The sequence below is a fragment of the Mesorhizobium sp. CO1-1-8 genome (assembly GCF_020164875.1).
Lineage (GTDB): Bacteria > Pseudomonadota > Alphaproteobacteria > Rhizobiales > Rhizobiaceae > Mesorhizobium.
On the sequence record NZ_JAIUGZ010000001.1, the window covers coordinates 560,036 to 586,922 of the forward strand.

Consider the following 26,887-nt stretch of genomic DNA (forward strand, 5'->3'; position numbering starts at 1 on the left):
CCGCTGGAAAGCAGCCATCCTGTTTCAGAGCTTGAAGGCGTGGGCCAATTGCTGGCCGAGCGAGGGCAAAACGCGCGCGAAGCCAGACCGCCCGTCGTCAGTTGAGCGTCGGTTCACCCAGCGTATCGACGACAAAGGACGCCGCGATCAGGTCGTCGGCATCGAGACGCAAGGAGCCTCCGTCGCCTCCCATGGCTGAAGCCACTTTTTGAAAGGTCTTCATTTCGTATTCCGTGATCTGGGCGTCCTGCATCCTGGCCTTGAGATCGGCGATGCGCCGATCGAGGGCCGAAGATATCCCTATTTCTCGCTTCGACATGGCAACACTCCTCCCCACCCTTGTTTGCCTCCCGCCTGTCCAATTTTATATGAGGGTCCGCGAATACAGCGGGCCGAACGCACCGTGCGCGGGAAGGTTCCGAAACGGCTGAGTAACGAAATAATACGCTGGCGACGGGCGGCTGTCCGGGCCACGCCAAATCCCTCATCATCATGCAGAGTTGAACAGCTTGCGGTATCTGCCGCTGTCGGGGCGTCCCTGCACGAGAAAGCCGATTGCGCCGACTTGCTATATCAGGCGCGGCTAATCCTTGACGCCGACGGATGCCGCCCCAGAATCACAGCATGGCAATAAAGATCGGCGACGAGGTGGCGGTCATGGCGACGGTGCTGAAGCGGGTCACGGAAGACCGCGTCAGTGTGTCGATCCCCGGTTACAATTTTCCGCATTCGGTCATTGATCCGGCGACCAAGCTGACCAGGGGCCAGCCGATGGAATTATCCGGCGACGTTACGCGGATCGACGGCGACAAGGTCACGGTGTCGCTCGGGACAATGGTCACGGTCGATCTGGACAAGGTGCGCCTGGTGCAAAGCCATGTCCGGCCGAAGCGAAGGAGTCTCAGGATGTGAACAAGCGAAGCTCCACCGTCTCAGGGATCCAGCCCCTTACGTCCCAGCAGTGCAGATCTGCACGAGCGATCCTGAAGTGGTCGCAGGTGCGACTCGCCGCGAAGTGCGGCCTTAGCGAAGGAACGATTGGCAGTTTTGAGAGCGGACGAAGGATTCCGAGTCCGGCCAAGCTGGCTGCCATCCGTCGGGGGTTTGAGGCAGCGGGCGTGGTTTTCATCGATCAGAAGGCCGCCGTGACCAGGAGCGGGCCGCCTCGCGAAACTATTAGTGGAACATAATTTAGATATCGCTGTTAGATCCCAAACGGGAGGCGCGCGATGTTCAAACGTGAAATCGGCATTGTTTCGGACTGGTCGAAATTGGTGGCGGACGATCCTCTGATCGCCGCCGATATAGCCCAGCGTGTTTTTGTGCGCGCTTGCAATGACAACGCTCCCGCTGCCGCCGACGTCCCTTGGCCCGGCACCGAAACATTTCGAAATCCCGACTTTGCCGGCCTCGCGACACCCGCTGAATATCCTAGACCGATCGTGCTTCTGGTGACGATCTATGCGTCGACGATCGTGGGGGTAACGCTGCTTCTGGCGGCGGCGATTTGAGCGCACGAGGCCTGATGCCGCTCTCTGAAAGCCCATGTCTCCGGTATAAACCGTGACCTAAATGTCCGGAACGGACCCGAAAGGCCTTGGCGATCCCGACAGGATTCGAACCTGTGACCATCGGCTTAGAAGGCCGGTGCTCTATCCAGCTGAGCTACGGGACCGCTGGCCGGCTTTTGGGCCGGCTGGATATTTCGGCGCTGGCCGCGGTTCAATGCGTCCAGGGCGTCTTGCGGTCATAGCGGAAATTCTCCGCATAGGAAATCTGGCGGCGCTTGGTCTCTTTCGGCTCTTCGACGCGGAAAGCGAGCCCTTGCTTTTCGGCGTAGGCCACCGCCTCTTCGCGCGTGTCGAAGCTAAGCCTGATCTGGCTTCGCATGTCTGCCGACGTCGTATAGCCCATCAGCGGGTCGATCTTCTTGCGCGACTCGGGATCGAATTCCAGCACCCAGTGGCCGGTCTTGGCCTTGCCGGACTGCATTGCGGTTTTGGCTGGGCTGAAAATGCGCGCGGACATGGCCACCTCGTTCTTGTGCAAGGCAGCATCGCCACCCTTCGCCCGTCATTACTGCGCAATGCGCATGGCGGCAAGGTTTTTGCACTTGCCATGCACCACCGAAATGAATAGGCAACAGACCGTTCGGAGTGTAGCGCAGCCTGGTAGCGCATCTGGTTTGGGACCAGAGGGTCGGGAGTTCGAATCTCTCCACTCCGACCATCCTAACCCCTTGAAATTGCTGAAGCCCCTGACCTACAACGATTTCTGTCCGTATTGATGTTACAAATCGCGTAACAAAATGGACGGAACTTGATGGCTGGCAAGATGCGAAACTTACTCGACCGGGATGGTCGATTCTTCGCCCGGTTGGTGATCCCGAAAGAGCTTCGGCCCTTCATGAACGGGAAGACGGAACTGCGAACAGCGTTAGGCCCGGACTATCGAACCGCCCTCAAACTCTTGCCTGGAGCGGTTGCCGACCTTCAGCACAAGATTGCGCTCGGCGAGCGCCGCGCGGTCGAGGCCGGCACCAAGCCTGTAACGGTCGGACGCTATCCCTCGCCGCCGACCAGATCGCACTCCGGAATTATCAGGCCAGACTAGCCTTCGATGACGCGGCCCGGAATGACTGGCGCTATGCCAGCGTGGGAGTGGATGATGTATTCGCGGCGAAGCTTCGCGAAGGCATCGCCGGCCGGTTGAGCGATACCGAGCTTGTCGAGGCAACCCTTACACAGGAATATCATGACCTCGCATGCCTCACGTCCGGCCGACATCTACCTTCCGCATGACCAGTGGACCGCCCTTGTGGACGCGCTGGTTGACGCTCACACCGACTTCGATCCCCGGAACGCCATCATCATCGCCCTGGCTGAAGTGGGCTTCATCGTGCCGGACACCTGCCGCGAAGACGTTTCGCTTCAAGAGGCCGCGTAATGGCGCTCAATCCCGCACTTGCAAAAATCGTTCCCGCTGCTTCCGCGAAGTATCGGGCTGTCGAGCCGCTAGCCAGGCCGAACACTTTCATCGCTGAGGACCGGTTTCACGCGCTCATCGAGCGGCTGAAGGATATCACCGAGACGGAAGATGAGGCCCGCGACAGGGCAATCACGGAGGCCTTGCTTGATGTCGGTGGTGTAAGCGCCGGAAAGCTGGGGGGAGATTTACGAGAAAACCGCGCCCTAGGCGCGCGCATCCCTTCGCGCACCAAAGATCACGGGCGGGCAGGATCAGACCTGCCCGCCCGTTCTCTTGCGGGTATAGCGCCAACCGGAAGGCCATGGCTCTTCATCACCTGTCTTGCGACACCGCGACCTCGCCGATGAAGTAACCAATCTCATGCGATGGTTGTTGCGATTTACACCCTAGCCTAGCGCCGGGCTTCCCTTTTGCGACCTACCAAGCCAATGATGCGAGCGGGCACGGGGGAACAACAGATGGCAATCGTTCGACGCGGCTTTGACGCCATTCGAAGCAGGCTCACCGGCATAGGGTTCCTTAGCGTTAGCGCAAGCTGGAACCCGCCAGTCGCACAACGGACAGTGATCTTGCGGCTGTTCAATTTCTTGGAGAACCGGCGCGTGCTCTACGTGCCATCGAACTTCGAAATCCCTGGCGACGTCGAACGCTCCATCATAGAAATCCGTAATGAGCTTACGCAGGTCTTGAATGACCTCCCGGAGGACTCGCGGGCCGCGCGCCGCGTCCGGCATCTGCGCACCGCCTGCCGGCACTTCCTTGAAGACGCGCCGCCCGACTATCGGAACATCGCTTATCGTCTTGGCGACGACTTTGACCGTGGACCGCCCGCCCGTTGGCATGATCGTGGAGAGCGAGCACTGACGCCCGGATATTTCGTGGCCCTAGGCGAATTGCGGGCGACCTTCGGATTGCAGCTTTCGGCTCTCGCGGCCGAATTCGAAATCGACGTTGAGGAAGACCTTGCGTCGATCTTCCCGATAGCCTCTGAGCGCGATAGCTATGAACCTTAAGATAGTCCCAGAACACCCCAACAGAATCGCCCGGATAGGCTCTATCCTTGCATTGGTTGGCTCACTGATCTGGGTTCAATGGCCAATCAACTTGGCGAGCTTCAACATTGCTGGAGTTATCCTGCTTCTTGCGGCTCTCGTGACATGGGTGAGCACCGAAATCGCGGAATACCAAGAGGGCGAAAGATTTGACGACAATGTCATGTCGGACGATGTAGATAAATTAAATTCGATTTTAAAATTCATTGATAGGAATCAATTTTACACCTTGAAGCAAAAAGCTGTGGAAACATATATGGATGAAGACGATTATAGGGGACTGCAGAGCTTAATATACTATCGAGAGAATGACATATTCCACTTCCACAACTCTAAGATTCAATCGATCTATGAAATTTTTTCAAAAGAGGCGCTTGATTTCTATATGAGCTTTTACGGATTGTATACATACGATGGGCATGGAAGATCGACATGGCGCCCATCGGGCGATCGATACGTCAGCGACAAAGTCTATAAAGAGATACAGCATGAGATTGCGATCTTAAACCGCAAGGCGTCAAACCTCGCGGAGCGATGGGAAGAACTGATCAACCTGTCACGGCAGGAATTGAAAGGTGCTTCAAAAGCTATTGAGCGCTACGAACTGTAAATTGCCCGCCGGACGGAAAGTAACCGCTATGCCACGCGAGGGCCGTGAACCCCGGCATGATCTATGATGACGAGCACTGGCCGAAGTTCGATGACGGCACAAACCGTTGGATCAGTTGGCCCGCTGGACCGGAATCGTGGCGGGCATGCTATCGGCGCTTTGCATCCTGGCATCGGCGCTCGCCGCCTATCGCCTGATGACGTCGTAATCCTCGCCGATCAGCAGAAGCCCGCTACTCCACGCGACGGGCTTTTGGTTTGCCCCGCGCGTGACTACCTTCGCCACAAGGGAGACAATCATGGCGGTTAAGCGCGGCAACGAGCAACCGGTCGGCGATTGGCCAACGATTACAGAAAATCATTGGTATGCTTTGTCGATTACGAGTGCCGTTCTGACGATCGTCGCGGTCGTCGGTGCGTTCCTCTACATTTTTGCGGATGGTTTCGACGGCGAGAGCGACACCAAATTAGCACAGGCGCTAGCTCCGTTCGGCGTCGCACTTTTTGCTCTGGTGACATTTTGCACAATTAGTTGGCGTGGTTCAATTAGCGCCCGACAAGCCAACCAATCCGAAAGCGAGGGACGGGCGCGACTTCTTCAAGAGGGCGCGAAGTTGCTGAGCGAGCCCACCAAGGCATCTCATGTGTCGGCTGGCGTTGCGACACTTGGTGTCCTTATCGATAGTGGAGAGGAAAATTATGCGTTCCGGGCGATGAACCTCTTGGCTGATTTCGTCGAAGATCACATGAGGCTCGACCACGGGAATCGCCATCGGTCGGAAATTTCGGGGGTGATGCGATCGGGTGATGAGAACGGAGCAAATACCGGTAGAGATATTGCGTTCTCACCTCCAGAGCGAGATAATGACTACCAATACGATGATTATACAACGTATTGGCATTTCATTCCCGGATTCGACGTCATCACATACTACGGTGGTGAATTTTCTGTTGACGTAAATTACAGTATAAATGACTTACGCCGTGTAAAATTCATAGGAACGACAATCTCACTCTGGAACAATGTGTCTATCGATAACAGATTTGATAGATGCACATTCCGGGCCTGTTCTATAGCATCCGTGTCTTCAATAGCATCACTAAGCCATCATCAAAATTATCGTTATGCGTTTGAGGTGTGCGATTTTTCAGGCTGTATTTTCTCTGACGTGGAAGTCCTCACAAAGAACTTTAAGGAACACAATAACTATTTTATCGCGGGGAACCCGCCGACGCTGCTCGGCAGCACCGCCACGATCGATTGGTCGCAGATACTCAACTGCAAAGAACAAAAGGACTTGCCGGTAAAGCTCTTTTGATCCGGTTGTCATGTTCGGCCGGACTCACCGCCGGAATCGGGAATTGGGTTTTACAAAGGTCGCGCAACGTCCATTTTGATGCCTGTTTCAACGTTACAAAATATCATCTAACCACTAGATTTTATTACACCTATTGAGATTTCGAATCTCTCCACTCCGACCATCCCCTCACAGCCCAATGCCCGGCGCAGCCATATGGTCACTTGCTCCGGCTCCGGTCGTGCATCCGGCGGCCGCGGGCCGATTCGGCAAACAGGGGTTCAGATGCTTGGAATCGATGCCTGGGTGTCGCTTTTCGGACCGGCCTACTTTGCCTATGCCGGCATCACCGTTCCGTTCATGGTGACGTGGGCAATTGCCTGCGCCGCACTGGCGATGTGGAACAACCGTGAAAGCCGCAGACAGGCGAGGCAGGTCCCAGGCGCCGTCGTCTCCCGCTCCTGGCGTGCCAGTATCGGAATGTTTGTGCGGGTCGCCGCCGGCTATATCGCCGCCCACTCCGCCGTCTACCTCGCGGTCCGTCACTTCGCCAGAATGTGGCTCTGAGACTGGCTTCTCAGGCTAAATCTCGAATTCGCCCTGCCCTTCATCCATGGCGTTGACGGTTTCGGCTGCCAGCGCCCTGGTGATCGGCGTCTTGCGTTCGAGCGCGGTCCGGTCGAGCCGCTCCACCACGCGCATCGCAGTCGCCAGCGAGCGCTCGATGCGGCGGACCAGATACTGCACGACATGCGGCTCGACCTCGATCTGGCGGTCGGCGAACAGTTTTGTGATGACGCCTGCCAGCAGGAGATCGTCGGGTTCATGGATTTCCACGGTCGCCGCTGCCTTCAGCCGCGAGACGAGATCAGGCAGGCCGACACCCCAGGCCGACGGAAAGCGGCGCGCCGTCAGAAGCAGTTGCGAGCCGGCACCACGCACCGCATTGATCAGATGGAACAGGCCTTGTTCGTCAACCGTCCCGGTATCGACATCGTCGATCAGCGCCGGCCGTGCGCCGAGATTGGCAATGCTGTCGCCGATGCGCCTGGCGTCGACCGTCACCGCATTGGCACGAGCGCGCCAGATCGAGGCCAGATGGGTCTTGCCCGAACCGGCGGGACCGGCCAGCACCACCACCGGCGATGGCCAGTCCGGCCAGCGGTCGACCAGCGCCACCGCCTGGTTGTTGGTGCCGGAGACGACGAGGTCGTCACGGGAATAGCCGGTGCCATGGCCGAGATCGAGCGGCAGCTGGCGCGGCGGGTCGGTTGGCTGGGCAGTCACTTCAGCGACGCGGTTGCGTGCGGTGGCCGCCGCCGCGATCGGCCGCAAGCTGCGGCACAGGTGCCGCGCCGCGGCCCTTGTAGAGCGGCGATTCGAGATAGCGGGCTATAGCGAACCGCACCAGCACGGCGACGGCGGCAGAAGCCGGCACGGCTATCAGCAGGCCGACGAAGCCGAACAGCGCGCCGAAGGCAAACAGCGAAAACATCAGCCATACCGGGTGCAGGCCGACGCTTTTGCCGACCAGCCGCGGCTGCAGGATGTTGCCCTCGATGAACTGGCCGATGAAGAACACGACCGCGACCGCGGCGATCATCGTCCAGTCCGGCCAGAACTGGACGAAGGCGACACCGACGGCCAGCACCAGCCCGGTCAGCGAGCCGACATAAGGGATGAAGGAAATCAGCCCGGCGAACAGGCCGATGAGGATGCCGAAATTCAATCCGGTCAGCGTCAGCCCGGTGGCATACATGGCGCCCAGCACCAGGCACAGCGTGCCCTGACCGCGCACGAAGCCGGCTGTCGCGCTGTTGATGTCGCGGGCGATGGCGCGCACGGTCGCGACGTTGTCGCGCGGCACCCAGCCATCGATGACCGCCACCATGCGGTCCCAGTCGAGCAGCATGTAGAAGGCGACCACCGGCGTCACCACGAACAGGCTGACCACCGAGACCAGCGCCATGCCGGAACTCCACAGCGAGGTGAAGACAGTGGTGACCAGGCCGAAGCCGGAGGTCAGCAGCGAATTCAGCCCGTCGCGCAAGCTATTGGCGTTGACGCCGAACTTCTGTTCCAGCCATTTCGGATCGAACGAGGTGATCAGGCTTTGCAGCCGGGTCAGATATTCCGGCAATTTGCCGGCGAAATCGGCCATCTGCGTGGCCAGAACCGGAATGAGGATGACGAAGGCCAGGACCAGCACGATGAGGAAGGTGATGAGGATGACCACCGTCGCCATGAAACGCGACAGGCCGAGCCGCTGCAGCCGGTCGGCGACGGGATCGAGGAAATAGGCAAGCACCATGCCGGCGACGAAGGGCAGCAGGATGGCGCTGAAAACATAGAGGAAAAGCGCAAGCAGCGCGGCGCCGGCCAGCCAGAAGAAGATCTGGCGGCGAAAGGTCGCGGACGCGGCTATGTCGGCGGCCGCGGCCTCGACCGCTGCCGCTTCTGTCTCGGATGTCCGGAGTGGAGCCTTCGTCATGTCAGCTCATGTGCCTCAGCCAAGTCACGAGATAGGCCGCGGCCGAAGCCACGGTCAAGACCCCGGACAGCAATATGAGGGCTGACCTCAGCGGGTCGAGGTGAACGGCAAGGGCAAGTTCTCCCAGCACAAGCGCGGCCAGCACGATCTGGATCGCGGTGTTGGCCTTCGACACGAACAACGGTTTCATCTCGACCGGGTGGGTCATGATGGCGGACAACACCACCGCGCCGACGATCAACGCGTCGCGCGACACCATGATGACGACAAGCCACAGCGGCAATTGCCCGATGAAGCTCATGACAACGAACACCGAAACCAGCAGCAGCTTGTCGGCCGCCGGGTCGAGATACGCGCCGAGCGCGGACTGCTGGTTGAAACGGCGGGCGATGAACCCGTCGACGCCGTCGGAAATGCCGGCGACGAGGAACCCGGCAAAAGCCCAGTCCCAGCGCGCCTGCAGCATCGCCAGCACCACCGCCGGCACCAGGACAAGGCGCAGGATGGTGATCAGGTTGGGGATGGTCAAATGCTCGGCACCTCCTCTTGGCCGGAGATAGATGATGAAGGTGGTGGGTGGCAACAAGGGAGAAGCTGCCGATCTCCCCGCACGCACGGGAGAGCGGCCCTTCAGCTTGGCTTTCGCCAATCACGAGCGCCTGTACGCGCGCGCTGTCCACGGTTTTGTAGGCCGAGATGGCCGTTATCCTTGCGGACAGAAACCGTTCATGCGAAGAGCCCGCGACAAGGAAAATTGTTGAACGGGCACCCGAAATGAGCAAGCGCGACGTGAACAAGCGCAAGAACGGGCTCACCTATGCCGAGGCCGGTGTCGATATCGATGCCGGCAATCTCATGGTCGAGAAGATCAAGCCGCTGGTGCGCGCGACGCGCCGGCCGGGCGCCGACGGCGAGATCGGTGGGTTTGGCGGCCTGTTCGACCTCAAGGCGGCAGGGTTTACCGATCCGGTGCTGGTGGCGGCCAATGACGGCGTCGGCACCAAGCTCAAGATCGCCATCGATGCCGGCAAGCACGACACGATCGGCATCGACCTCGTCGCCATGTGCGTCAACGACATCGTCGTGCAAGGTGCCGAACCGCTGTTCTTCCTCGACTATTTCGCGACCGGCAAGCTCGATCCCGACCAGGGTGCCGCAATCGTCGGCGGCATTGCCGAGGGCTGCCGCCAGGCCGGCTGCGCGCTGATAGGCGGCGAGACGGCCGAGATGCCCGGCATGTATCACGGCAATGACTACGACCTCGCCGGCTTTGCGGTGGGTGCTGCCGAACGCGGCCAATTGCTGCCCACCGATGACATTGTCGAAGGCGACGTCCTGCTGGGCCTGGCTTCCTCCGGCCTGCATTCGAACGGCTATTCGCTGGTGCGCCGCATCGTCGCCGTCAGCGGTCTGGCGTGGAGCGATCCGGCACCGTTCAACGACGAGGCCACTCTGGCCGAGGCGCTGCTCGAGCCGACCCGGATCTACGTCAAGTCGATTCTCAAGGCGATCCGCAACACGCATGGCATCAAGGCGCTCGCCCATATCACCGGCGGCGGCTTCCCGGAAAACATTCCGCGCGTGCTGCCCAAGGATTTTTCGGCCGAGCTCGACCTCGAGGCGATCGACGTCCCTCCCGTGTTTTCGTGGCTGGCCAAGACCGGCGGCGTCGCGCCGGAAGAAATGATGCGCACCTTCAATTGCGGCATCGGCATGATCCTGGCGGTCGCGTCCGGCCAGGCGGCGCAGGTCGCCGCCGTGCTGCAGGAGGCCGGCGAGACGGTGACGCCGATCGGCCGCATCGTGCCGCGCCGCGACGCCGGCGTCATTTATCGGGGCTCGATCGGCCTATGAGCGCGCAGAGGAAACGCACCGTTGTTCTGATCTCGGGACGTGGCTCCAACATGACCGCGCTGATTGCCGCGGCCAGCGACCCGGCGTTCCCGGCAGAGATCGTCGGTGTTATTTCCGACAAGGCGGATGCCGCCGGGCTCGGCATCGCCAGGGCGCGCGGCATCGCCACGCAGGTCGTCTCGCGTGCCGACCATGGCAGCAAGCAGGCGCACGATGCCGCCATCGACGCGGCGCTCGCAGCCTCCAATGCCGAGATCGTGGCGCTGGCCGGCTACATGCGCATCCTCACCCCCGGCTTCGTCCAGAGATGGCAGGGCCGCATGATCAACATCCACCCTGCCCTGCTGCCGGCGTTCAAGGGGCTCGACACCCATGCGCGCGCACTGGCCGCAGGTATCCGCATCCACGGCTGCACCGTGCATTTCGTCACCTCCGAGATGGACGACGGCCCGATCATCGCACAGGCGGCCGTGCCGGTGATGGTCGGCGACACTGCGGATACGCTGGCTGCCCGGGTGCTGAAGACCGAACACCGGCTTTATCCGCTGGCGCTGGGGCTGGTTGCCGAAGGCAAGGCGCGCATGGAGGCCGGCCGCACCGTGCTCGCCCACTTTGCCGACGATGCCGACAACGGCACTTCGGTGGTGATGGCCCCCGACCCGCTGCGCGAGGAAGCCGACCTCGAACATCTGGCGCGCATCACGCCCTGAGGGCCAAGGCCAATGGACGTTTCGACAGCGCGATCCGGACGAAAGGCGATCTGGCTGGCGTTTTCGAGTACGACGAGGCGGGAGATGCGCAAAACGCCACGGCGTATTTCTATCTCTACCGAGCCAAAGGTGACGAGCCCGGCTCGGTCGTTGACGCAATCCATATTCGATCGGGTGCCTGGGCTATCGGTGGGCAGGATATTACTATCCGATGGGATAAGGGCGAACGGCGCGTCGGGCTGTTTGTCTTTGGTGCGCTCGCCGCGGCTTTCGACATCGAAGCCGGTACGAGGCACGGCGGCGGGCATGGCAAAGATTTTCATGCCGACATTCCTTGGTCGGACACAAATTGATGAAACAGCTTCTCCTGCTTCGCCACGCAAAATCGAGCTGGGACGATCCCGCACTCGACGACTTCGATCGTCCCCTGGCCGAACGCGGATTGAAGGCGGCCCGATTGATGGGGCGCGAACTTGCGGCGCGCGACTGGCTGCCGGACCTGGCGCTGGTGTCGGCGGCGCTGCGCACCCGCGACACCTGGCGGCTGGTAGCAACTGAACTGCCCACTCACCCACGGATCGCGTTCATCGAGGCGCTCTATGGCGCTTCGGCGACAGGCATTCTGGGCCAGGTTCATCAAACGGACCCGTCGTGCGGCAGTTTGCTGGTGATCGCTCACAATCCGGGCCTGGAAGATCTGGCCAAACAGCTTGCGAGGTCGGGATCGGAGACTACGGCACGCAAGACACTCGATGACAAGTTCCCGACGTCAGCCCTTGCGCGCTTCGTCTTCGAAGGCGACTGGTCCGGCCTGTCTTCCGCCCGGCTGACACACTGCCTGCGGCCGAAGGATCTGGGCTAGAATCCAGGCGCGGCAGGCCAAACCTTCCGCTTGATAGTCAGTTGCCATGTTGGGAGGACGGTTCCTCTAACGATAAGACCAGATGCCGTACGGCTTTGTTCCCGGAAGCGGCATCGGCGTCGTCACGCATAAAAAACAAGAGCGGCGGGCAAAGCCCACCGCTCTTTGTGGTCGCAGACTTCAGAAATCAACGACCCCAGATGCCCTGGCCCGACTGGGCCGGCACGTTGGCATTGGCATCACCCTGCGTCTTTACGGACTTCGGGATCGAGCCGGTGTGCGTGGTGTCGATGTTGGACACGGACTGGTTCGCAACCGGCTGGTTGGCATTGTAGGAGCCATAGTTGTCGCTGCCGGCAAAAGCGGTGCCCGTGGCAACGAGGATGGCGGCGGCGGTGAGTGCGATCTTGGTCATTTTAATTACTCCAGTATTTGTCATGTCCGTCTAGTGGCGTGCCCTTGGGAGGAATTTCGCGTCGCTCGGACCACCCCGAGATGGGTTTGCCCTGCTGCGGATTCCAATCACGAAGATGTTCCCCCGCGGCTCGAATCCAGGCCTTGAAATTTGACACAGGGTCTCGGCGGGCATAATTTAACCCTTTAAAATCAGATGTTTACGCAGCAACACCCATCACCGGCCGCGATCATTCACCAAGCCGTCGTTCACCATCCGCGACACAGTGCGTCAACAGAAATCGAACTGAACGGTTCGGTTTGAAGCAGTCTGGCCGCATCAGACGCTTTCTAGGGGTGGGAAGATGGACGAGGATATGGTCCGGACATCCACTCCGGGGCGACAAATCGGCCCTGCTATGAGCCGTTCAGACCCAGCACGTCGCGCATGTCGTATTCGCCTGGCAGGCGTCCCTCGAGCCAGAGCGCGGCGGCGATGGCGCCGCGGGCGAACATGACGCGGTCGCCGGCCGCATGCGACAAGGTCACAAGCTCGCTGTCGGCGCAGAAGCTCACGCTGTGTTCGCCGATGATGCCGCCGCCACGCAGCACCGCAAAGCCGATCTCACCGGGCGGACGCGCGCCGGTAACGCCGGCGCGAACGCGCCTTGCAACCGTGTCCAGGTCGATGCCGCGTCCGCTGGCCGCGGCTTGCCCCAGCATCAGCGCCGTTCCCGATGGCGCATCGACCTTGAGGCGATGATGCGCCTCGACGATCTCCACGTCCCAGTCATCGGGATCGAGTGCCCGCGCCGCCTGCTCGACCAGTCCGACCAGCATGTTGAGACCGAGCGAAAAGCTGCCGGAGCGCACGATGGGAACCGTTTTCGCGGCGTCGGCGATCGTAGCCGATTGAGCGGCATCGAAACCCGTAGAGCCGATGACCAGGGCCGGCCTGCCGCGCTCGGCGCAAATCCTGGCCAGATCTGCCGAGGCTTCCGGCGTGGTGAAATCGATGACGATTTCGGCCACGGCGAGCGCCTCGTCACGGCTCACCAGACCTTCGCCGACACTGCCCGGCCGGTGGAAGCGGGCGGCGAGCGCCAGCCGCGCGTCGCCCTGCACGGCGTCCGCCATCTGGCGGCCCATGCGGCCCAGCGCACCCGCGATGGCGACCCTGACCGGTGGTTTCGACATGGCGCGCTATCCCGCGGCTATTTCCACATGCCGCGCATGCGCGCGCCGATGTCGACGCGCACCTCCGGCCGGGCCGCCCTGCCCTGTGCCGCCTGTGCGCTCGGCCACGACACCTGTTGGAATGCGGCAAGGATCGAAGCCGGGATGAAGCGGGTGCGCGAGGCATAGAGATGGCGGTCGCCGCGCGCCGCCTGGCCGTGCGGAAAGAAGCGCTGCGGCATGACCAGGTTGAGATTGTCCTTGGCCCGCGTCATCGCCACGTAGAGCAGCCGGCGCTCCTCCTCGATGTCTTCCTTGGTGCCGACGCCGAGATCGGCCGGGATGCAGCCGTCGACCGTGTTGAGCACGAAGACGTTCTTCCATTCCTGGCCCTTGGCCGAATGGATGGTCGACAGGATCAGATAGTCCTCGTCGCGATGCGGCGGCCCGGCCTGGTCGCTGGTGGCGTCCGGCGGATCGAGCGTCAGTTCGATGAGGAAGCGCTCGCGCGAGGCATAGCCCGAGCCGATCTGCTCCAGTTGCAACAGGTCGGCCCGGCGCGTCGTCGCGTCCTCGTGGATGCGCTCCAGATGCGGCTCATACCACAGCCTGATCTGTTCGAGATCGGCCGGCCATTTGGCGCCGGCGCGCAGACCGGAATAGAGCGAGACAAAGCCCGGCCAGTCATCCGCCGCGCGTTGCGGCGGACGCCAGCCGGCCAGCCCCATGGCCTCATCCAGCGCCGTCGTCATGGTCTCGACGATCTGCGCGGCGGCCGAAGGGCCGATGCCCGGCATCAATTGCAGCACGCGGAAGCCGGCGACCCGGTCGCGCGGATTTTCGGCAAAGCGCAGCACCGCCAGCACATCCTTGACGTGAGCGGCATCGAGAAATTTCAGGCCGCCGAACTTGACGAAGGGAATGTTGCGCCGCGTCAGTTCGATCTCCAGCGGCCCGCTGTGGTGCGAGGCGCGAAACAGCACCGCCTGGGATTTCAGCGCTGTGCCCGCCTCGCGCTCGGCCAGGATCGTGTCGCAGACGAAATTGGCCTGCTCGACTTCGTCGCGCACGCTTACCAGTTTTGGCCGGTCGCTGGATTTGCGCTCCGACCACAGGTTTTTGGTGAAGCGCTCCGAGGCTTCACCGATCACCGCATTCGCGGCAGCCAGGATCGTTTCAGTCGAGCGGTAATTGCGCTCCAGCATCACCACATCGGCTGCTTGCGCAAACTGGTTGGGGAAGTCGAGGATGTTGCGCACCTCGGCGGCGCGGAACGAATAGATCGATTGCGCATCGTCGCCCACCACCGTCAGCCCGGCGCCGTCGGGTTTCAGTGCCATGAGGATCGAAGCCTGCAGGCGATTTGTGTCCTGGTATTCATCGACCAGCACATGGTCGAAACGCCCGCCCAGATGCGCTGCTATCTCGGGCTCCGCCGCCATCTGCGCCCAATAGAGGAGCAAATCGTCGTAATCGAGCACGTTTTGCGCCTGCTTGGCCTCGACATAACCGGCGAACAATTCTTTCAGCTGCTCCGCCCAACCGGCGCACCAGGGAAAGGCGGAACCCAATACCTCGTTGAGCGGCGCCTGTGCGTTGACGGCGCGCGAATAGATGGCAAGGCAGGTTCCCTTGGTGGGGAAGCGCGCTTCCGTCTTCGAGAAGCCTAGTTCGTGGCGGACCAGGTTCATCAGGTCGGCGGAATCCTCGCGATCATGGATGGTGAAGGCCGGGTCGAGGCCGATCTCCAGCGCATAGTCGCGCAGCAGCCGCGCGCCGATGCCGTGAAAGGTGCCGGCCCAGGTCAGCGCATCGGTGATGACAGCTGCATCGCGGCCGAGCACCTCGCCGGCAATGCGCTCGACGCGCCTTGCCATTTCGGACGCGGCGCGGCGCGAAAACGTCATCAGCAGAATGCGGCGCGGGTCAGCCCCCTTGACGATCAGATGGGCGACGCGATGCGCCAGCGTGTTGGTCTTGCCCGAACCCGCGCCAGCAATGACCAGCAGCGGGCCGGCGATCTTGCCGTCGCCATGCTCGACGGCCTGGCGTTGGGCGTCGTTCAGCCGGGCGAGATAGGCAGGCTGGACGGTTGGTTCCCGAAAGGTCGAATCAGCAGTGGCGAGGTTCATCGCCCATCAAGCATCGTTTCTGCTTTGTTCGCAACGTCGATGCGAGGCTGGCCTCATGCTCGACAGGCCGAAGCGCGACGTCCGTGTCTTTAGCGTTGCGGATCGACGCCCATGTCGGCCGACTGCCGCCGCAAGGTCTCGCGATCATATTGTGACGGCGGCAACAGCAGCGGGTCGACTGTATCGGGCACGTTTTCGATCATCTTCCTGGCGATACGATACGTGACATAGGCGAAGGCGCCAGCGACGAGCAGACGGAACATGGTGCAATACTCCTTTGGAGCAGAACCAACCGGGGAAACCGCCTTTGGTTCCCTTGCCAATCGTCCACGCGAGCAGTCGAAGATGGAGGGCGGCTATGGTTCGCCAGCGCTTCCCGATGCATTCTCGGGGCACCGGAGGCGGAACTTGGCGTTTGCGAGATTCGTGTCCTGCCGCATGCCGCTGTGGCGTCCCGGACGGGTTTTTGGGGAAGAAGGCCGGCGCCGCTTGGGAGGAGGAATGAAGCGCCGGCCAAGCGGATAATTAAGTCCGCCGCACAGGTGAGGTTAGCTGAGTCTTTCCCCTGCGTCATTGGGGGATTGTCTTTGTTGAAAACGTACCGACGCGCACAGCCCTGTCGGTCGCCGGTCCGTCACAAGCTTGTCTTGACCATCATCCCGGCAATCTCCTTGAGGAGTTTTGCCGCCACGCCGGCAGTCAGATCGGCAATGTCGCGAGCGGGATTCAACTCAACGATATCAGCCGCCACGATCGGCTGGTTGACCGACTGAATCAGGTTGATCACCTGACGGGTGGTCAGGCCGCCGGGTTAGCGATGCGAGACACCCGGCGCAAAAGCCGGGTCGAGCCCGTCGATATCCATCGAGATATAGACCGGCGTGGTCAGGTCGAGCCGCAGATCAGCAGTGAACCGCGCGGCCTCGATCACCTCGACACCGAACCGCTCGAACTGGTCACGATGATGGTCGTTGACCGTGCGCAATCCGACCTGGATGAGGCGGTCGGCAAGCCGCTCTTCCATGATGCGGGCAAAGGGCGAGGTGTGGGAGCGCGGATTGCCCTGATAGGCATTATACATGTCTGGGTGCGCGTCGATGTGCAGAATGGTCAGGCTGGAGTGCAGGCGGCGCACCGCTCGCAGCACCGGCCAGGAGATGGCATGGTCGCCGCCGAGGCAGATCAGCGGATCGCCCAGTTCCAGCACGCGCCCGACTTCGCGTTCGATCAGGTCCCATGGATCGGCGGCGTCGAAACGGATGTCGCCATGGTCGACCAGCCTGTCCGTCAGGTCGAAACCGGTTTTGCTCCACATGCTATAGGCATCGCTGAAGAGTTCGGGACGGATATGGGCGGGCGCCAGTGCTGCGCCCTTGGCGAAGGACGAGTTGTCGTCGTGGGGAATTCCCAGCAGCGAAATCCTGGTCATCGGCATCCGATCTCCGTCAAAGGAATTCAATAAACTCCGGAGCTGGCTGGCAATAGCGGTGGTGTTTGGGCCAGCGGCGAGCGCGGTCCGGCGATCAAAACGCGATCATCTTCCCGCCTCGCCACCCAGCCTTTGCCTGACCACGGCGACATGGAAATTCGTGCCGAACAACAGCCCGTCATCGTTGAAGTCGTAGCTGGAATTGTGCAGCGGCGCCGAGCCCTCGCCATTGCCGAGGAAGACGAAACAGCCCGGCACATAGTCGAGGAAGCGGGCGAAATCCTCGGAGGCAGTCATCGGTTCGCGGGCGACGGCGATGTTGCCGGGCTCGAAGACGCTTCGCGCGGCGGCGAATGCGGCATCGACCAGCTCGGCATCGTTGCGCAGCGGCACGAACTCCCTGCTGTAATCGACTTCGGCGGTGACATTGTAGGCGGCGGCGGTGCCCTCGGTGATGATGCGCATCTGCCGCTCGATCTCGGCGCTGACCTCGGGACGGAAGCTGCGCGCATCGCCGAGGATGCGGGCAAGGCCGGGAAGGGCGTTGCGGGTGCCGTCGGTGATCAGCTCGGTCACCGAAACCACCGATATGTCGGCCGGGCTCAGCCGGCGCGAGACGATGGTCTGCAAATTGGTGACCAGCGCGCAGGCGGCGACCAGCGTTTCGTTGCCCGCATGCGGCCGCGCGGCATGGCCGCCGAGCCCTTTGAGCACGATCTCGAAGATATCCTCGGCCGACATTATGGGGCCGGCACGGGTCTCGAAATGCCCGATCGGCAGGCCGGGCATGTTGTGCAGGCCAAATATCTCGTCGAAGGGAAAGCGCTGCATCAGCCCATCGTCGAGCATGGCGAGCGCGCCCCTGCCCCATTCCTCGGCCGGCTGGAAGACGAAGCGCACGGTGCCGTCGAAACCGCCCTGCTCCGCCAGCAGCTTTGCCGCGCCGAGCAGCATGGTGGTGTGGCCATCATGGCCGCAGGCATGCATGATGCCGGGATTGCCGGAACGGTGGGGTGCGTCCGACTGCTCTGATATGCGCAACGCATCCATGTCGGCCCTGAGCGCAATCGACCGGTTGCCGCTGCCGCGCTTCAGCGTGCCGACGACACCGGTGCCGCCGACGCCTTCGGTGACATCGTCGAGGCCGAACTCACGCAGTTTGGCGGCGACGAAGGCTGCGGTGCGCTTCTCCTCGAAGCCGAATTCGGGATGCGCATGCAGATCGCGCCGCCAGAAAATCATTTCCTGCTTCAGCGCATCACGATCGAGTTCAGACATTCTGCTGCCCCTCCTGACCTACTTTGCCAGTCGCGCGGCCACATCAAGCAGGATGTTGGCGCCGGCAACAAGCTCGGCTTCGTCGGTGTGTTCGCGCGGATTGTGGCTGATGCCGCCAACGCTCGGCACGAAGATCATCGCCGCAGGCGCGATACGCGCCAGCATCTGCGCGTCGTGGCCGGCGCCCGATGTCATGCGCCTGACGCCAAGGCCGCGCTGTTTCGCGGCGGCCTCGATTTGTTCGACGATGCGCCGGTCGAAGATCACCGGTTCGAAGCGGGCCAGTTGCTCGACCGAGATGAACACGTTCGCGGCGGCGGCAAGCTCCTCGAGATAGGCGGCAAGCGCCGCCTCCCCCGCCTGCAGGCGCTGTTCGTCGGGGTCGCGCAGATCGATGGTGAAGACGGCGCGCGAAGGGATGACGTTGATGGCATTCGGCTCAAAGCGGATTGTACCCACGGTGGCGACGGTCGGCGCGTTCGAGGCTTTGGTCCGGTCGAGCAGGAAGGTGATGACCCGGGCGGCGGCGTGGCCGGCATCGCTGCGCATCGACATCGGCGTGGTGCCGGCATGGTTGGCGACGCCGTCGATGGTGATGCGTTGCCAGGAGATGCCTTGCAGATTCTCCACCGCGCCGATCGGCAGACCTTCGCGCTCCAGCACCGGCCCCTGTTCGATATGCAGTTCAAGATAGGCATGCGGCCTGAGAAAGCCGGGCTCCCGGTCGCCGGCATAGCCGATGCGGGCGAGTTCCTGCCCGAGCATGCTGCCATCGGTGCCGACAGCCGCCAGCACCGTTTCGGCATCGATGCCGCCGGCGTGGACCAGCGAGCCCATCATGTCTGGGGTGTAGCGCACGCCCTCCTCATTGGTGAAAGCGGCGACCGCGATCGGGCGCGACGGCGAAAAGCCCGATGCCTTGAGCGTCTCGATCACTTCCAGGCCGGCAAGCACGCCGTAGCAGCCGTCATAGATACCGGCATCGATGACGGTGTCGATATGCGAGCCGATGAGCAGCGGTGCCTGCCCGGTGTTTTCCGGGCTTTGCCAGATGCCGAATATGTTGCCGACCCGGTCGATGGCGACATCGAGCCCGGCCTGCCGCAGCCAGCCGACGAAGAGATCGCGGCCCTGCCTGTCGGTGTCGGAGGCGGCCAACCGGATAAGCCTGCCTTCACTGTCGCGGCCGACGGCGCCGAGTTCGCGGATACGGCCGAGCAGGCGCTTTGTATCGATCGCGATCATCCCGTTGCCTCGGCCGTCATCTTGCCGGCCAGCACATCGGCCGGGCTCATGCCAACCAGTTCGGCATAACGATGCGGGTCGGTGGCGCCTTCGGTGTTGATCACCAGCACCCGGGATTTGCCACCAAGTCCAAGCTCGGCCTTGTTTTCGGCCACCGCCCGGATCAGCCCGGCAACGCCGACGCCGCCGCTTTCGCCGGCGACGATCTCCGGATCCCCGGCGGCCGGCCGCGCCAGCCGCCGCATCACCGCGACGGCGTCGGCCTCATCAACTGTCATGAAGGCATCGGCGGCACGCGCCAGAACCCGCCAGGCGACCGGCGAGGCCTCGTAGCATTCAAGCATGGCCATCACCGTCGGCCGGCCGTGCGCGACCCTGACCGGACGCCCGACCTGGGCGGCTGCAAAAACACAGGCGGCACGCGCCGGCTCGACCACGATGAAGGTCGGCCTGGCATCCCCGAGCACGATGGCAAGATGTCCGGCCAGCGCGGCGGCAATGCCGCCGACACCGGCCTGCACGAAGACGTGGGTTGGCGTCCGAGGGAGTTGGCGCAAGGCTTCGCGCACGATCGCGGTATAACCCTGCATGACGAGGCCGGGAATGCGCTCATAGCCCGGCCACGAGGTGTCGGAGACCACGGTCCAGCCTTTCTCGGCCGAAACCTGAGCAGCTTGCCTGACCGAATCGTCATAATTGCCGTCGACGCGGATCATCTCGGCGCCATAGCGGGCGATCGCGGCGATGCGCTCCTCGCTGACGCCGGCATGGACGAAGATCGCCGCCCGCGCACCGACGAGTTGCGCGCCTTGCGCGACGGAGCGGCCATGATTGCCGTCGGTCGCACAGGCAAATGTCATCGCAGCAGCGACGGCCCGCACATCAGGTTGATCGAGATCGGCCACATCGACGGGCCGGCCAAGCCGGCTGCCGGCCTCTTCCAGCACCAGGCGGAAGACGGCATAGGCGCCGCCAAGCGCCTTGAAGCTGCCGAGGCCGAGGCGAAAGCCTTCATCCTTGATATGGATGGCGCCAAGGCCGAATTCGGCGGCGAGCGCCGGCAGCGCATGCAGCGGCGTCATCCGGTGATTGTCGCGATGGACAAGAAAGCGCTCGACCGTGTCGGCGCCGGCAACGCCAAGGGTATCGGCATCGGCCGGATCGAGTGGCAGGCGATGCAAAGCATTGCGGTTGAGCAGGAACACTGGCGGTCTCCCTAGAGCCGGATGATTTCGGGTCGAATCGACCCGAAATCTGAATCCGTCTCTAAATCAAAGAAATAGAGAGCATGATGTCGTCCGAAAACCGCTTCACACTTCTCGGCATAATGCTCTGACGTTCAGCGAGAATATATTGCAGGATTGGCGCAAGGAGCGCTGTAATATGCCCTCCCAAATGCAAGTTTGTTTCGCCAGGGATATCTCCATTGCCTCCATCGTCACCCCCGCTCGACAGTTTCGATCTCGCCATCCTTGCCATCCTGCAGCGCGACAACACGACGCCGCAACGGCTGATCGGCGAGGCGGTGAACCTGTCGGCGCCGGCGGTGCAGCGCCGCATCAAGCGCATGGAGCAGAACGGCGTCATCGCCGGCAATGTCGCGATCATCGAGCCGGCAGCGGTCGGCCAGCCCATCACCATCTTCGTCGAGGTGGAACTCGAGAGCGAACGTGCCGAACTGATCGACGCGGCCAAGCGGCAATTCTCGACAATCCCTGAAGTCCAGCAATGCTACTATGTCACCGGCGAGGCCGACTTCATCCTGGTCATCGCCGTGGCCGACATGGGCGCCTACGAGGCGCTGACGCGAAAACTGTTCTTCGACAGCAACAATGTCCGCAAGTTCCGAACGTTTGTTGCCATGGACCGGGTCAAGGTCGGACTGACGGTGCCCTTGCCCGGCTGAGCGCTGCAGGCATGGCAGGCTCCGGCTGCCATGTTTTTGCCATTCTCCGGAAGCGAGTTTGTCGACGGAGGCGCGCTTGGACGACACCACACCAGTTGCGATCATCGGTGCCGGGCCGGCGGGCCTGGCCATTGCCGCGTGCCTGCGGCAGGCAGGGCAGGATTTCGTCCTGCTCGAAAAAGAGCAGCAGGCCGCCCCCGCCTGGCGACGCCACTACGAGCGCGTCCATTTGCACACGACCAAACGCTATTCCTCGCTGCCCTTCGCACCCTTCCCCAGGGACTATCCGCGCTATGTGCCGCGCGATCTCTTTGCCGAATATCTCGATGCGTACGCGCAACGCTTCGATCTGCGGCCCCGATTTGGAGAAACGGTGCGGGCGATCAGCCGGCGAGGCCGAAGCTGGCTCGTGGACACGACAACCGGCCCCCTGCACGCTTCAAATGTCGTGATTGCGTCGGGCAACAACGCCGAGCCACTGATGCCCGGATTTGCCGGCGCCGATGCCTTCAAGGGCAAAAGCCTGCACAGCGCCGACTATCGCAACGCCGTGCCTTTTGCCGGCCAGTCGGTGCTGATCGTCGGCATGGGCAACACCGGGGCCGAGATTGCGCTCGATCTGGTGGAAGGCGGTGCGCGACCTACGATTTCGGTGCGCGGCGGCGTTCATATCGTGCCGCGCGAGTTGCTCGGCGTGCCCATCCAGATGATCGGCATGGCGGCTCGCCTGATGCCGCAACGCATCAACGATGCCTTGTTCCCCATCATCCTCGATCTGGCCTTGGGCAGGCTGGGGAAGTACGGGCTCAGGCGGCCGCAGCAAGGAATGCTGCAGCAGATCGCGCTCTCGTCGCGCATCCCGACGATCGATATCGGTACGGTCGGCAAGATCCGCGAAGGTGCGATCAAGGTCGCACCCGATATTGCCGAGATCACCGAACGAGGCACCCGTTTTGCCGACGGCAAGCATGGCGAGTTCGATGCGATCATCTTCGCCACCGGCTTCCGGCCGGGCTATGCCAGATTGCTGGAGCCCGGCGTCCAGCCGGGCGGCAGCGGCGTCAATGCGAGTGCCTCGGACCTCGGTCTTTATCTCATCGGCTTTCACAATCCGGTCACCGGATTGCTGCGCGAGATCTCGATCGAGGCTGAGCAGATCGCTGACGACATCCGCCTGCGGCGAAACCGAAAGAAAGCTGCAGAAACACTGCCGGTGTGATTTAGCGAGATTGGGTTCTCGCCAATCTTAGCCTGCCGCGCGCAGCCAGACCTTGTTGTCGTGGAAGGCAGCACCGCCATAGGGCGCCGGCGCATCGGCGCCGGTCAGAACGTTGATGCCTTCGCCGCGCTCATGGGCGCTGTTTGGCCAGATGCCTTCGGCGATGACGACGCCGCGCTTGAGGCCGTCAAACAGCTTCGCATGCAGCACGACTTCGCCGCGGGTGTTGCCGACCTCGACACGGTCGCCGTCGGCCAGCCCAAGTGCCACGGCATCGTCGGGGTGCAGCAGGAGTTCCGGCCGGCCCTCCTTGGCCTTGGACACCGGAGTCTCCGAAAAGGTCGAATTGAGAAAATTGCGCGCCGGCGACGTCGTCAGCCGGAACGGATGCACCTCGTCGGCGACCTCGATCAGGTCGACATGGTCGGGAAATTCCGGCAGCCGCGCCACCGGGCCGAACAGGCCCATGCTTTTCGGCGGCCGGTTGGGCGCCGCCTGCCCGATCCAGTCGGCGCGGAAGCGGAATTTGCCGTCCGCATGGCCAAAGCCGTTGATGAAGTGCGCGGCCTCGAAATCCGGCTGCAGGTCGACCCACTTGTCTTCCTTCAAGCTGTCGAAGCTGCCCAGCCCGCGCTTGCCGAGAATGATGTCGATATGCTGCTGCTCGGTCAGGCCGAAGCCCGGGCGGTCGGCGACGCCGAGGCGTTTTGCCAGTTCCTCGATGACGAAATGGTTGGTGCGTGGCCCTTCCGGCGGCTCGATCAATTTGGGGCCAAGCGTGATGTGCTGGTTGCCGCCACCCTTGTAGACATCGTCATGTTCCAGGAACATCGTCGCCGGCAGAACGACATCGGCAAGCTTGGCCGTGTCGGTCATGAACTGCTCGTGCACGCAGGTAAACAGGTCGTCGCGCAGGAAGCCTTGGCGCACCAGCCGCTGCTCCGGCGCGACATTTACCGGATTGGTGTTCTGGATCAGCATCGCCGTCACCGGCGGGCCGCCATAGAGCGCGTCGCTGGCTCCCGTCAGCACCGGGCCGATGCGCGAATGGTCGAGATGGCGGATCGAGGGATCGCGCATCTTCGTGCCTTCCAGCACATCCTGGTTGAGCTTGAAGATGCCGGAATTGGAATGGAAGGCACCGCCGCCCTCATATTGCCAGCTGCCGGTGACAGCCGCGATGCAGGACGCTGCATGCATGTTGACGGCGCCATTGCGCTGGCGCGCGAAACCATAGCCGAGGCGGAAATAGGTCTTTTTCGTCGTGCCGACGAGGCGGGCGAAGGCCTCGATCTCGGCAACCGTCAAGCCGGTGATCCCTGCCGCCCACTCCGGCGTGCGCGTCACGAGATGGGCTTCAAGCCCTTTCGGGTCGTCAGTATATTTTTCGAGATAGGCGCGATCGGCCATGCCTTCCCTGAACAGGACATGCATGACCGCGCAGGCCAGTGCGCCGTCGGTACCCGGCTTCAGCACGAGGCCGAGATCGGCCTGCTTCATCGTCGCGTTTTCGTAAACGTCGATGACGACGATCTTGGCGCCGCGCTCCTTGCGCGCCTTGATGGCGTGGGTCATGACGTTGACCTGCGTGACCACGGCATTGGTGCCCCAGATCACCACGCAATCGGATTTCGCCATCTCGCGCGGGTCCGGCCCGCGCAAGGCGCCGGCCCCCATCATCCAGCCGGTCCAGGCCAGATTGGTGCAGATCGAACCGAAGAAGCCGGAATATTTCTTGGCGTGGCGCAGCCGGTCGATGCCGTCGCGCTGCACCAGCCCCATCGTGCCGGCATAGTAGTAGGGCCAGACCGTCTCCGAGCCGTATCTCTCCTCGGCCGCAATGAACTTTTCGGCGACGAGGTCGAGCGCGGCCTCCCAACTCGCTTCCTTCCAGGCACCATCGCCCTTGGCACCCGCGCGGATCAGCGGCTTCAGCAAACGGTCGGGATGATGGACGCGGTCGGCGTAACGCGCGACCTTGGCGCAGACGACGCCGGCCGTGTAGCTGTTGGACTTGGCGCCATGGACGCGGCCGATGCGGTTGCCGTCGAGCAGTTCGACCTCAAGCGCGCAGGTCGAAGGGCAATCATGCGGACAGGCCGAATGGCCGATGCGGAGCTTGGCGTGCTGGTTCATGGCATTTGTGTAACGGCTTTCGAGCACGGCGTGTAGGGCCAGTTTTGCTTGATAAGCCGCCTTTGTGGATACGATTTCCGCCCGGCATGAGGCGGCGACTCACCCTCCCCTTGATGGGGAAGGTCGGCGCGCAGCGCCGGGGTGGGGTGAACTCCCGCGCTGCCCCCACCCGCCTGCTTCGCGGATCGACCCTCCCACAAGGGGGAGGGTAAATCACTCCGCCGTGCCTTCCTCATGCTCTGCCGACATGGACAGCCACTTTTCCTCGTGGCCGGCCAGCGTCTGGGCCAGTTGCGAGCGCTCCTTGGCCAGCCGTGTCGCCGTCGAGGGATCCTTCTCGTACACCGCCGGATTGGACAGTTCGTCCTCGATGCCGTCGATGCGCTTGCGGATGCGGTCCATCAGCGCTTCGGTGGCGCGGATTTCCTTGGCGAGCGGCTCGAAGGCGGCGCGGCGTGCCGCTGCATCGCGGCGGCGATCGGCCTTTGACGCCTTGTCCGCCTCGCGCTTGCCGCGGCGATCGCCGGACACGCCGGTGACCAGCGTCTTGTAATCTTCCAGATCGCCATCATACGGGTTGACCGCGCCGTCCTTGACCAGCCACAGCCGGTCGGCGGTCGCCTCCAGCAGATGGCGATCATGCGAGATCAGGATGACGGCGCCAGGGAATTCGTTCAGCGCATGGATCAGCGATTCGCGGCTGTCGATGTCGAGGTGGTTGGTCGGTTCGTCGAGGATGAACAGATTCGGGCCTTCGAAGGCCGACAGACCCATCAGCAACCGCGCCTTTTCGCCGCCCGACAGGTCCTTGGCGGCGGTGTTCATCTTTTCCGTGGTGAGGCCGAATTGGGCGACGCGGCCGCGGACCTTCGATTCCGGCGCCTCCGGCATCAGCCGGCGGACATGCTCGTAGGCGTTTTCGTCCGGCCGGAGATCGTCGAGCTGATGCTGGGCGAAGATCGCCACCTTCAACCCGGGCGCCACCGTCATGGTGCCACTCTCCTGCTTCAGCCGGCCGGACAGCAATTTGGCGAAGGTCGACTTGCCGTTGCCGTTGGCGCCGAGCAGCGCGATGCGGTCGTCGGCGTCGATGCGCAGCGTCATCTTCTTCAGGATCGGCTGGCCCTCGGTGTAGCCGACATTGACGTTGTTCAGCGCCACGATCGGCGAGGCCACCGTCTTCACCGGTTCGGGGAACGAGAACGGCCGCACCGAATCGTTCACGAGGGCCGCGATCGGCTTCATCTTTTCCAGCGCCTTGATGCGCGACTGTGCCTGTCTCGCCTTGGAGGCCTTGGCACGGAACCGCTCGACGAAAGATTCCATATGCTTGCGGGCGGCTTCCTGCTTGACGCGGCCCTTCTCCTGCAATTCCTTCTGCTCTGTATATTGGCGCTCGAACTGGTCGTAGCCGCCGCGCCAGAAGGTCAGCTTCTTCTGGTCGAGGTGAACGATCGAGTTGACGGCGCGGTTGAGCAGGTCGCGATCGTGCGAGATCAAAAGCACGGTGTGCGGATATTTCGACACGTAGTTTTCCAACCATAGCGTGCCTTCGAGATCGAGATAGTTGGTCGGCTCGTCGAGCAGCAGAAGGTCGGGCTCGGCAAACAGCACCGCGGCGAGCGCCACGCGCATGCGCCAACCACCGGAGAAGGACGAGGCCGGACGCCTCTGCGCGGCGTCATCGAAGCCAAGGCCGGCTAGAATGGTAGCGGCGCGGGATTCGGCCGAGTGCGCGTCGATGTCGGCCAGCCGCATATGGATATCGGCGATGCGGTGCGGATCGGTCGCCGTCTTTTCCTCTTCGAGCAACGCCGTGCGTTCGAGATCGGCCTTGAGCACGATCTCGATCAGCGGATCCTCGGTGCCTGGTGCTTCCTGCGCCACCTGGCCGATGCGGGTGCTCTTCGGCAGGCTGATCGATCCTGTCTCGGATGGGAAATCGCCGGTTATGGCCTTGAACAGCGTCGTCTTGCCGGTACCGTTGCGGCCGACAAGGCCGGCTTTGGTGCCAGCCGGCAAGGTCAGCGAGGCATGGTCGAGAAGCAGGCGTCCGGCCATGCGGAGCGATAGGTCGTTGATGATCAGCATGGCCGCGCTTTTGCACCG

The 26,887-nt window shown here is 62.4% G+C and carries 30 protein-coding genes, 2 tRNA genes and 1 pseudogene; 16 read left to right on the forward strand and 17 right to left on the reverse strand.

Features of this window, described 5'->3' with window-relative positions:
* Nucleotides 1–97: 97 nt before the first annotated feature.
* On the reverse strand, nt 98–319 hold the full coding sequence (locus tag LB558_RS02835) for a hypothetical protein (RefSeq protein WP_224696107.1): 222 nt from the start codon (nt 317–319) through the stop codon (nt 98–100).
* A 305-nt stretch (nt 320–624) separates the two neighbouring features.
* Between LB558_RS02835 and LB558_RS02840 the strand changes: the two genes are divergently transcribed.
* The 3 genes from LB558_RS02840 to LB558_RS02850 are packed head-to-tail and all read left to right on the forward strand — an operon-like array spanning nt 625 to nt 1,511.
* A complete protein-coding gene (locus LB558_RS02840) occupies nt 625–912 on the forward strand; it encodes a hypothetical protein (RefSeq protein WP_224696108.1) in 288 nt (95 codons plus the stop codon).
* Nucleotides 909–1,190, forward strand: coding sequence for a helix-turn-helix domain-containing protein (locus LB558_RS02845; RefSeq protein ID WP_224696109.1), 282 nt, complete (start codon nt 909–911; stop codon nt 1,188–1,190). Before LB558_RS02840 ends, LB558_RS02845 begins: the two co-directional genes overlap by 4 nt.
* Nucleotides 1,191–1,229: 39 nt before the next feature.
* Nucleotides 1,230–1,511, forward strand: coding sequence for a hypothetical protein (locus tag LB558_RS02850; protein ID WP_224696110.1), 282 nt, complete (start codon nt 1,230–1,232; stop codon nt 1,509–1,511).
* 87 nt (nt 1,512–1,598) lie between these two features.
* On the opposite strand, the gene LB558_RS02855 is transcribed toward LB558_RS02850, so the two are convergent.
* Nucleotides 1,599–1,675 (reverse strand) — tRNA-Arg (locus LB558_RS02855).
* A 47-nt stretch (nt 1,676–1,722) separates the two neighbouring features.
* Nucleotides 1,723–2,028: an ETC complex I subunit gene (locus LB558_RS02860; protein WP_224696111.1), complete on the reverse strand. Its 306-nt coding sequence runs from the start codon at nt 2,026–2,028 to the stop codon at nt 1,723–1,725.
* A gap of 124 nt (nt 2,029–2,152) precedes the next feature.
* Here LB558_RS02860 and LB558_RS02865 point away from each other — a divergent pair.
* Together LB558_RS02865 and LB558_RS02870 are read left to right on the forward strand one after the other, a co-directional pair.
* Nucleotides 2,153–2,229: transfer RNA gene (locus tag LB558_RS02865), tRNA-Pro, on the forward strand.
* A 93-nt stretch (nt 2,230–2,322) separates the two neighbouring features.
* The gene (locus LB558_RS02870; RefSeq protein ID WP_224696112.1) at nt 2,323–2,613 is read left to right on the forward strand and encodes a hypothetical protein; all 291 of its coding nucleotides are present in this window, start codon (nt 2,323–2,325) and stop codon (nt 2,611–2,613) included.
* Here LB558_RS02870 and LB558_RS02875 read toward each other — a convergent pair.
* The gene (locus tag LB558_RS02875) at nt 2,610–2,756 is read right to left on the reverse strand and encodes a hypothetical protein (RefSeq protein WP_224696113.1); all 147 of its coding nucleotides are present in this window, start codon (nt 2,754–2,756) and stop codon (nt 2,610–2,612) included. The two genes, LB558_RS02870 and LB558_RS02875, sit on opposite strands and share 4 nt — an antisense overlap.
* On the opposite strand from LB558_RS02875, the gene LB558_RS02880 reads away from it, so the two are divergent.
* The 6 genes from LB558_RS02880 (at nt 2,755) to LB558_RS02905 (ending at nt 6,514) form a co-directional block, all read left to right on the forward strand.
* On the forward strand, nt 2,755–2,946 hold the full coding sequence (locus tag LB558_RS02880; RefSeq protein ID WP_224696114.1) for a hypothetical protein: 192 nt from the start codon (nt 2,755–2,757) through the stop codon (nt 2,944–2,946). The two genes, LB558_RS02875 and LB558_RS02880, sit on opposite strands and share 2 nt — an antisense overlap.
* Nucleotides 2,946–3,335: a hypothetical protein gene (locus LB558_RS02885; RefSeq protein WP_224696115.1), complete on the forward strand. Its 390-nt coding sequence runs from the start codon at nt 2,946–2,948 to the stop codon at nt 3,333–3,335. Before LB558_RS02880 ends, LB558_RS02885 begins: the two co-directional genes overlap by 1 nt.
* 111 nt (nt 3,336–3,446) lie before the next feature.
* Nucleotides 3,447–4,001, forward strand: a complete 555-nt coding sequence (locus tag LB558_RS02890) for a DUF6650 family protein (RefSeq protein ID WP_318011602.1) — start codon at nt 3,447–3,449, stop codon at nt 3,999–4,001.
* On the forward strand, nt 3,991–4,650 hold the full coding sequence (locus LB558_RS02895; protein ID WP_224696117.1) for a hypothetical protein: 660 nt from the start codon (nt 3,991–3,993) through the stop codon (nt 4,648–4,650). Before LB558_RS02890 ends, LB558_RS02895 begins: the two co-directional genes overlap by 11 nt.
* Nucleotides 4,651–4,948: 298 nt before the next feature.
* The gene (locus tag LB558_RS02900; protein ID WP_224696118.1) at nt 4,949–5,968 is read left to right on the forward strand and encodes a hypothetical protein; all 1,020 of its coding nucleotides are present in this window, start codon (nt 4,949–4,951) and stop codon (nt 5,966–5,968) included.
* A gap of 264 nt (nt 5,969–6,232) precedes the next feature.
* Nucleotides 6,233–6,514, forward strand: a complete 282-nt coding sequence (locus LB558_RS02905) for a hypothetical protein (protein ID WP_224696119.1) — start codon at nt 6,233–6,235, stop codon at nt 6,512–6,514.
* 15 nt (nt 6,515–6,529) lie between these two features.
* Here LB558_RS02905 and hdaA read toward each other — a convergent pair whose 3' ends face one another.
* Genes hdaA through LB558_RS02920 form a run of 3 tightly spaced genes read right to left on the reverse strand, consistent with a single transcriptional unit; the run spans nt 6,530 to nt 8,967 of the window.
* Entirely contained in the window at nt 6,530–7,234 is a 705-nt protein-coding gene (gene hdaA / locus LB558_RS02910; protein WP_224696120.1) for a DnaA regulatory inactivator HdaA, read from the reverse strand.
* Nucleotide 7,235: 1 nt separating this feature from the next.
* Entirely contained in the window at nt 7,236–8,438 is a 1,203-nt protein-coding gene (locus LB558_RS02915; protein WP_224696121.1) for an AI-2E family transporter, read from the reverse strand.
* Nucleotide 8,439: 1 nt separating this feature from the next.
* Nucleotides 8,440–8,967, reverse strand: a complete 528-nt coding sequence (locus LB558_RS02920; RefSeq protein ID WP_224696227.1) for a CDP-alcohol phosphatidyltransferase family protein — start codon at nt 8,965–8,967, stop codon at nt 8,440–8,442.
* A 245-nt stretch (nt 8,968–9,212) separates the two neighbouring features.
* Here LB558_RS02920 and purM point away from each other — a divergent pair, with 245 nt between their 5' ends.
* The 3 genes from purM (at nt 9,213) to LB558_RS02935 (ending at nt 11,864) form a co-directional block, all read left to right on the forward strand.
* Nucleotides 9,213–10,292, forward strand: a complete 1,080-nt coding sequence (gene purM, locus LB558_RS02925) for a phosphoribosylformylglycinamidine cyclo-ligase (protein ID WP_127260670.1) — start codon at nt 9,213–9,215, stop codon at nt 10,290–10,292.
* Nucleotides 10,289–11,002 (forward strand): phosphoribosylglycinamide formyltransferase, encoded by a 714-nt coding sequence (purN, locus tag LB558_RS02930; protein WP_224696122.1) that lies wholly within the window; start codon nt 10,289–10,291, stop codon nt 11,000–11,002. The genes purM and purN overlap by 4 nt, the downstream gene beginning before the upstream one ends.
* Nucleotides 11,003–11,354: 352 nt before the next feature.
* On the forward strand, nt 11,355–11,864 hold the full coding sequence (locus LB558_RS02935) for a SixA phosphatase family protein (protein ID WP_224696123.1): 510 nt from the start codon (nt 11,355–11,357) through the stop codon (nt 11,862–11,864).
* A 187-nt stretch (nt 11,865–12,051) separates the two neighbouring features.
* Here the strand turns inward: LB558_RS02935 and LB558_RS02940 are convergent, their stop codons facing one another.
* The 8 genes and pseudogenes from LB558_RS02940 to LB558_RS02975 form a co-directional block, all read right to left on the reverse strand.
* On the reverse strand, nt 12,052–12,279 hold the full coding sequence (locus tag LB558_RS02940; protein ID WP_023812599.1) for a DUF680 domain-containing protein: 228 nt from the start codon (nt 12,277–12,279) through the stop codon (nt 12,052–12,054).
* Nucleotides 12,280–12,674: 395 nt separating this feature from the next.
* Nucleotides 12,675–13,454, reverse strand: coding sequence for a 4-hydroxy-tetrahydrodipicolinate reductase (dapB, locus tag LB558_RS02945; protein WP_224696124.1), 780 nt, complete (start codon nt 13,452–13,454; stop codon nt 12,675–12,677).
* A gap of 17 nt (nt 13,455–13,471) precedes the next feature.
* A complete protein-coding gene (locus tag LB558_RS02950; RefSeq protein ID WP_224696125.1) occupies nt 13,472–15,565 on the reverse strand; it encodes an ATP-dependent helicase in 2,094 nt (697 codons plus the stop codon).
* An 89-nt stretch (nt 15,566–15,654) separates the two neighbouring features.
* A complete protein-coding gene (locus LB558_RS02955; RefSeq protein WP_224696126.1) occupies nt 15,655–15,828 on the reverse strand; it encodes a hypothetical protein in 174 nt (57 codons plus the stop codon).
* Between the two features lie 371 nt (nt 15,829–16,199).
* Nucleotides 16,200–17,000: pseudogene (locus LB558_RS02960) on the reverse strand (arginase family protein).
* A 99-nt stretch (nt 17,001–17,099) separates the two neighbouring features.
* Nucleotides 17,100–18,272, reverse strand: coding sequence for a M20 aminoacylase family protein (locus tag LB558_RS02965; protein ID WP_224696127.1), 1,173 nt, complete (start codon nt 18,270–18,272; stop codon nt 17,100–17,102).
* 18 nt (nt 18,273–18,290) lie between these two features.
* Nucleotides 18,291–19,517: a Zn-dependent hydrolase gene (locus tag LB558_RS02970; RefSeq protein WP_224696128.1), complete on the reverse strand. Its 1,227-nt coding sequence runs from the start codon at nt 19,515–19,517 to the stop codon at nt 18,291–18,293.
* Nucleotides 19,514–20,722, reverse strand: a complete 1,209-nt coding sequence (locus LB558_RS02975; protein WP_224696129.1) for a diaminopropionate ammonia-lyase — start codon at nt 20,720–20,722, stop codon at nt 19,514–19,516. The genes LB558_RS02970 and LB558_RS02975 overlap by 4 nt, the downstream gene beginning before the upstream one ends.
* A gap of 221 nt (nt 20,723–20,943) precedes the next feature.
* Between LB558_RS02975 and LB558_RS02980 the strand changes: the two genes are divergently transcribed.
* Together LB558_RS02980 and LB558_RS02985 are read left to right on the forward strand one after the other, a co-directional pair.
* Nucleotides 20,944–21,423, forward strand: coding sequence for an Lrp/AsnC family transcriptional regulator (locus LB558_RS02980; RefSeq protein ID WP_224696130.1), 480 nt, complete (start codon nt 20,944–20,946; stop codon nt 21,421–21,423).
* A gap of 76 nt (nt 21,424–21,499) precedes the next feature.
* The gene (locus LB558_RS02985; RefSeq protein ID WP_224696131.1) at nt 21,500–22,642 is read left to right on the forward strand and encodes a flavin-containing monooxygenase; all 1,143 of its coding nucleotides are present in this window, start codon (nt 21,500–21,502) and stop codon (nt 22,640–22,642) included.
* Between the two features lie 27 nt (nt 22,643–22,669).
* Here the strand turns inward: LB558_RS02985 and LB558_RS02990 are convergent, their stop codons facing one another.
* A complete protein-coding gene (locus tag LB558_RS02990) occupies nt 22,670–24,778 on the reverse strand; it encodes a molybdopterin-dependent oxidoreductase (protein WP_224696132.1) in 2,109 nt (702 codons plus the stop codon).
* 213 nt (nt 24,779–24,991) lie between these two features.
* Complete coding sequence (locus tag LB558_RS02995; protein WP_224696133.1) at nt 24,992–26,869, reverse strand: ABC-F family ATP-binding cassette domain-containing protein; 1,878 nt, start codon at nt 26,867–26,869, stop codon at nt 24,992–24,994.
* Nucleotides 26,870–26,887 lie beyond the last annotated feature (18 nt).

Bases quoted from the DNA above. Each gene is read 5' to 3' on its own strand.
- LB558_RS02835 (WP_224696107.1), bottom strand. From the start codon at position 319: ATGTCGAAGCGAGAAATAGGGATATCTTCGGCCCTCGATCGGCGCATC.
- LB558_RS02840 (WP_224696108.1), top strand. From the start codon at position 625: ATGGCAATAAAGATCGGCGACGAGGTGGCGGTCATGGCGACGGTGCTG.
- LB558_RS02850 (WP_224696110.1), top strand. From the start codon at position 1,230: ATGTTCAAACGTGAAATCGGCATTGTTTCGGACTGGTCGAAATTGGTG.
- LB558_RS02860 (WP_224696111.1), bottom strand. From the start codon at position 2,028: ATGTCCGCGCGCATTTTCAGCCCAGCCAAAACCGCAATGCAGTCCGGC.
- LB558_RS02870 (WP_224696112.1), top strand. From the start codon at position 2,323: ATGGCTGGCAAGATGCGAAACTTACTCGACCGGGATGGTCGATTCTTC.
- LB558_RS02880 (WP_224696114.1), top strand. From the start codon at position 2,755: ATGACCTCGCATGCCTCACGTCCGGCCGACATCTACCTTCCGCATGAC.
- LB558_RS02875 (WP_224696113.1), bottom strand. From the start codon at position 2,756: ATGATATTCCTGTGTAAGGGTTGCCTCGACAAGCTCGGTATCGCTCAA.
- LB558_RS02885 (WP_224696115.1), top strand. From the start codon at position 2,946: ATGGCGCTCAATCCCGCACTTGCAAAAATCGTTCCCGCTGCTTCCGCG.
- LB558_RS02890 (WP_318011602.1), top strand. From the start codon at position 3,447: ATGGCAATCGTTCGACGCGGCTTTGACGCCATTCGAAGCAGGCTCACC.
- LB558_RS02895 (WP_224696117.1), top strand. From the start codon at position 3,991: ATGAACCTTAAGATAGTCCCAGAACACCCCAACAGAATCGCCCGGATA.
- LB558_RS02900 (WP_224696118.1), top strand. From the start codon at position 4,949: ATGGCGGTTAAGCGCGGCAACGAGCAACCGGTCGGCGATTGGCCAACG.
- LB558_RS02905 (WP_224696119.1), top strand. From the start codon at position 6,233: ATGCTTGGAATCGATGCCTGGGTGTCGCTTTTCGGACCGGCCTACTTT.
- LB558_RS02915 (WP_224696121.1), bottom strand. From the start codon at position 8,438: ATGACGAAGGCTCCACTCCGGACATCCGAGACAGAAGCGGCAGCGGTC.
- purM (WP_127260670.1), top strand. From the start codon at position 9,213: ATGAGCAAGCGCGACGTGAACAAGCGCAAGAACGGGCTCACCTATGCC.
- purN (WP_224696122.1), top strand. From the start codon at position 10,289: ATGAGCGCGCAGAGGAAACGCACCGTTGTTCTGATCTCGGGACGTGGC.
- LB558_RS02935 (WP_224696123.1), top strand. From the start codon at position 11,355: ATGAAACAGCTTCTCCTGCTTCGCCACGCAAAATCGAGCTGGGACGAT.
- LB558_RS02940 (WP_023812599.1), bottom strand. From the start codon at position 12,279: ATGACCAAGATCGCACTCACCGCCGCCGCCATCCTCGTTGCCACGGGC.
- dapB (WP_224696124.1), bottom strand. From the start codon at position 13,454: ATGTCGAAACCACCGGTCAGGGTCGCCATCGCGGGTGCGCTGGGCCGC.
- LB558_RS02950 (WP_224696125.1), bottom strand. From the start codon at position 15,565: ATGAACCTCGCCACTGCTGATTCGACCTTTCGGGAACCAACCGTCCAG.
- LB558_RS02955 (WP_224696126.1), bottom strand. From the start codon at position 15,828: ATGTTCCGTCTGCTCGTCGCTGGCGCCTTCGCCTATGTCACGTATCGT.
- LB558_RS02965 (WP_224696127.1), bottom strand. From the start codon at position 18,272: ATGTCTGAACTCGATCGTGATGCGCTGAAGCAGGAAATGATTTTCTGG.
- LB558_RS02970 (WP_224696128.1), bottom strand. From the start codon at position 19,517: ATGATCGCGATCGATACAAAGCGCCTGCTCGGCCGTATCCGCGAACTC.
- LB558_RS02990 (WP_224696132.1), bottom strand. From the start codon at position 24,778: ATGAACCAGCACGCCAAGCTCCGCATCGGCCATTCGGCCTGTCCGCAT.
- LB558_RS02995 (WP_224696133.1), bottom strand. From the start codon at position 26,869: ATGCTGATCATCAACGACCTATCGCTCCGCATGGCCGGACGCCTGCTT.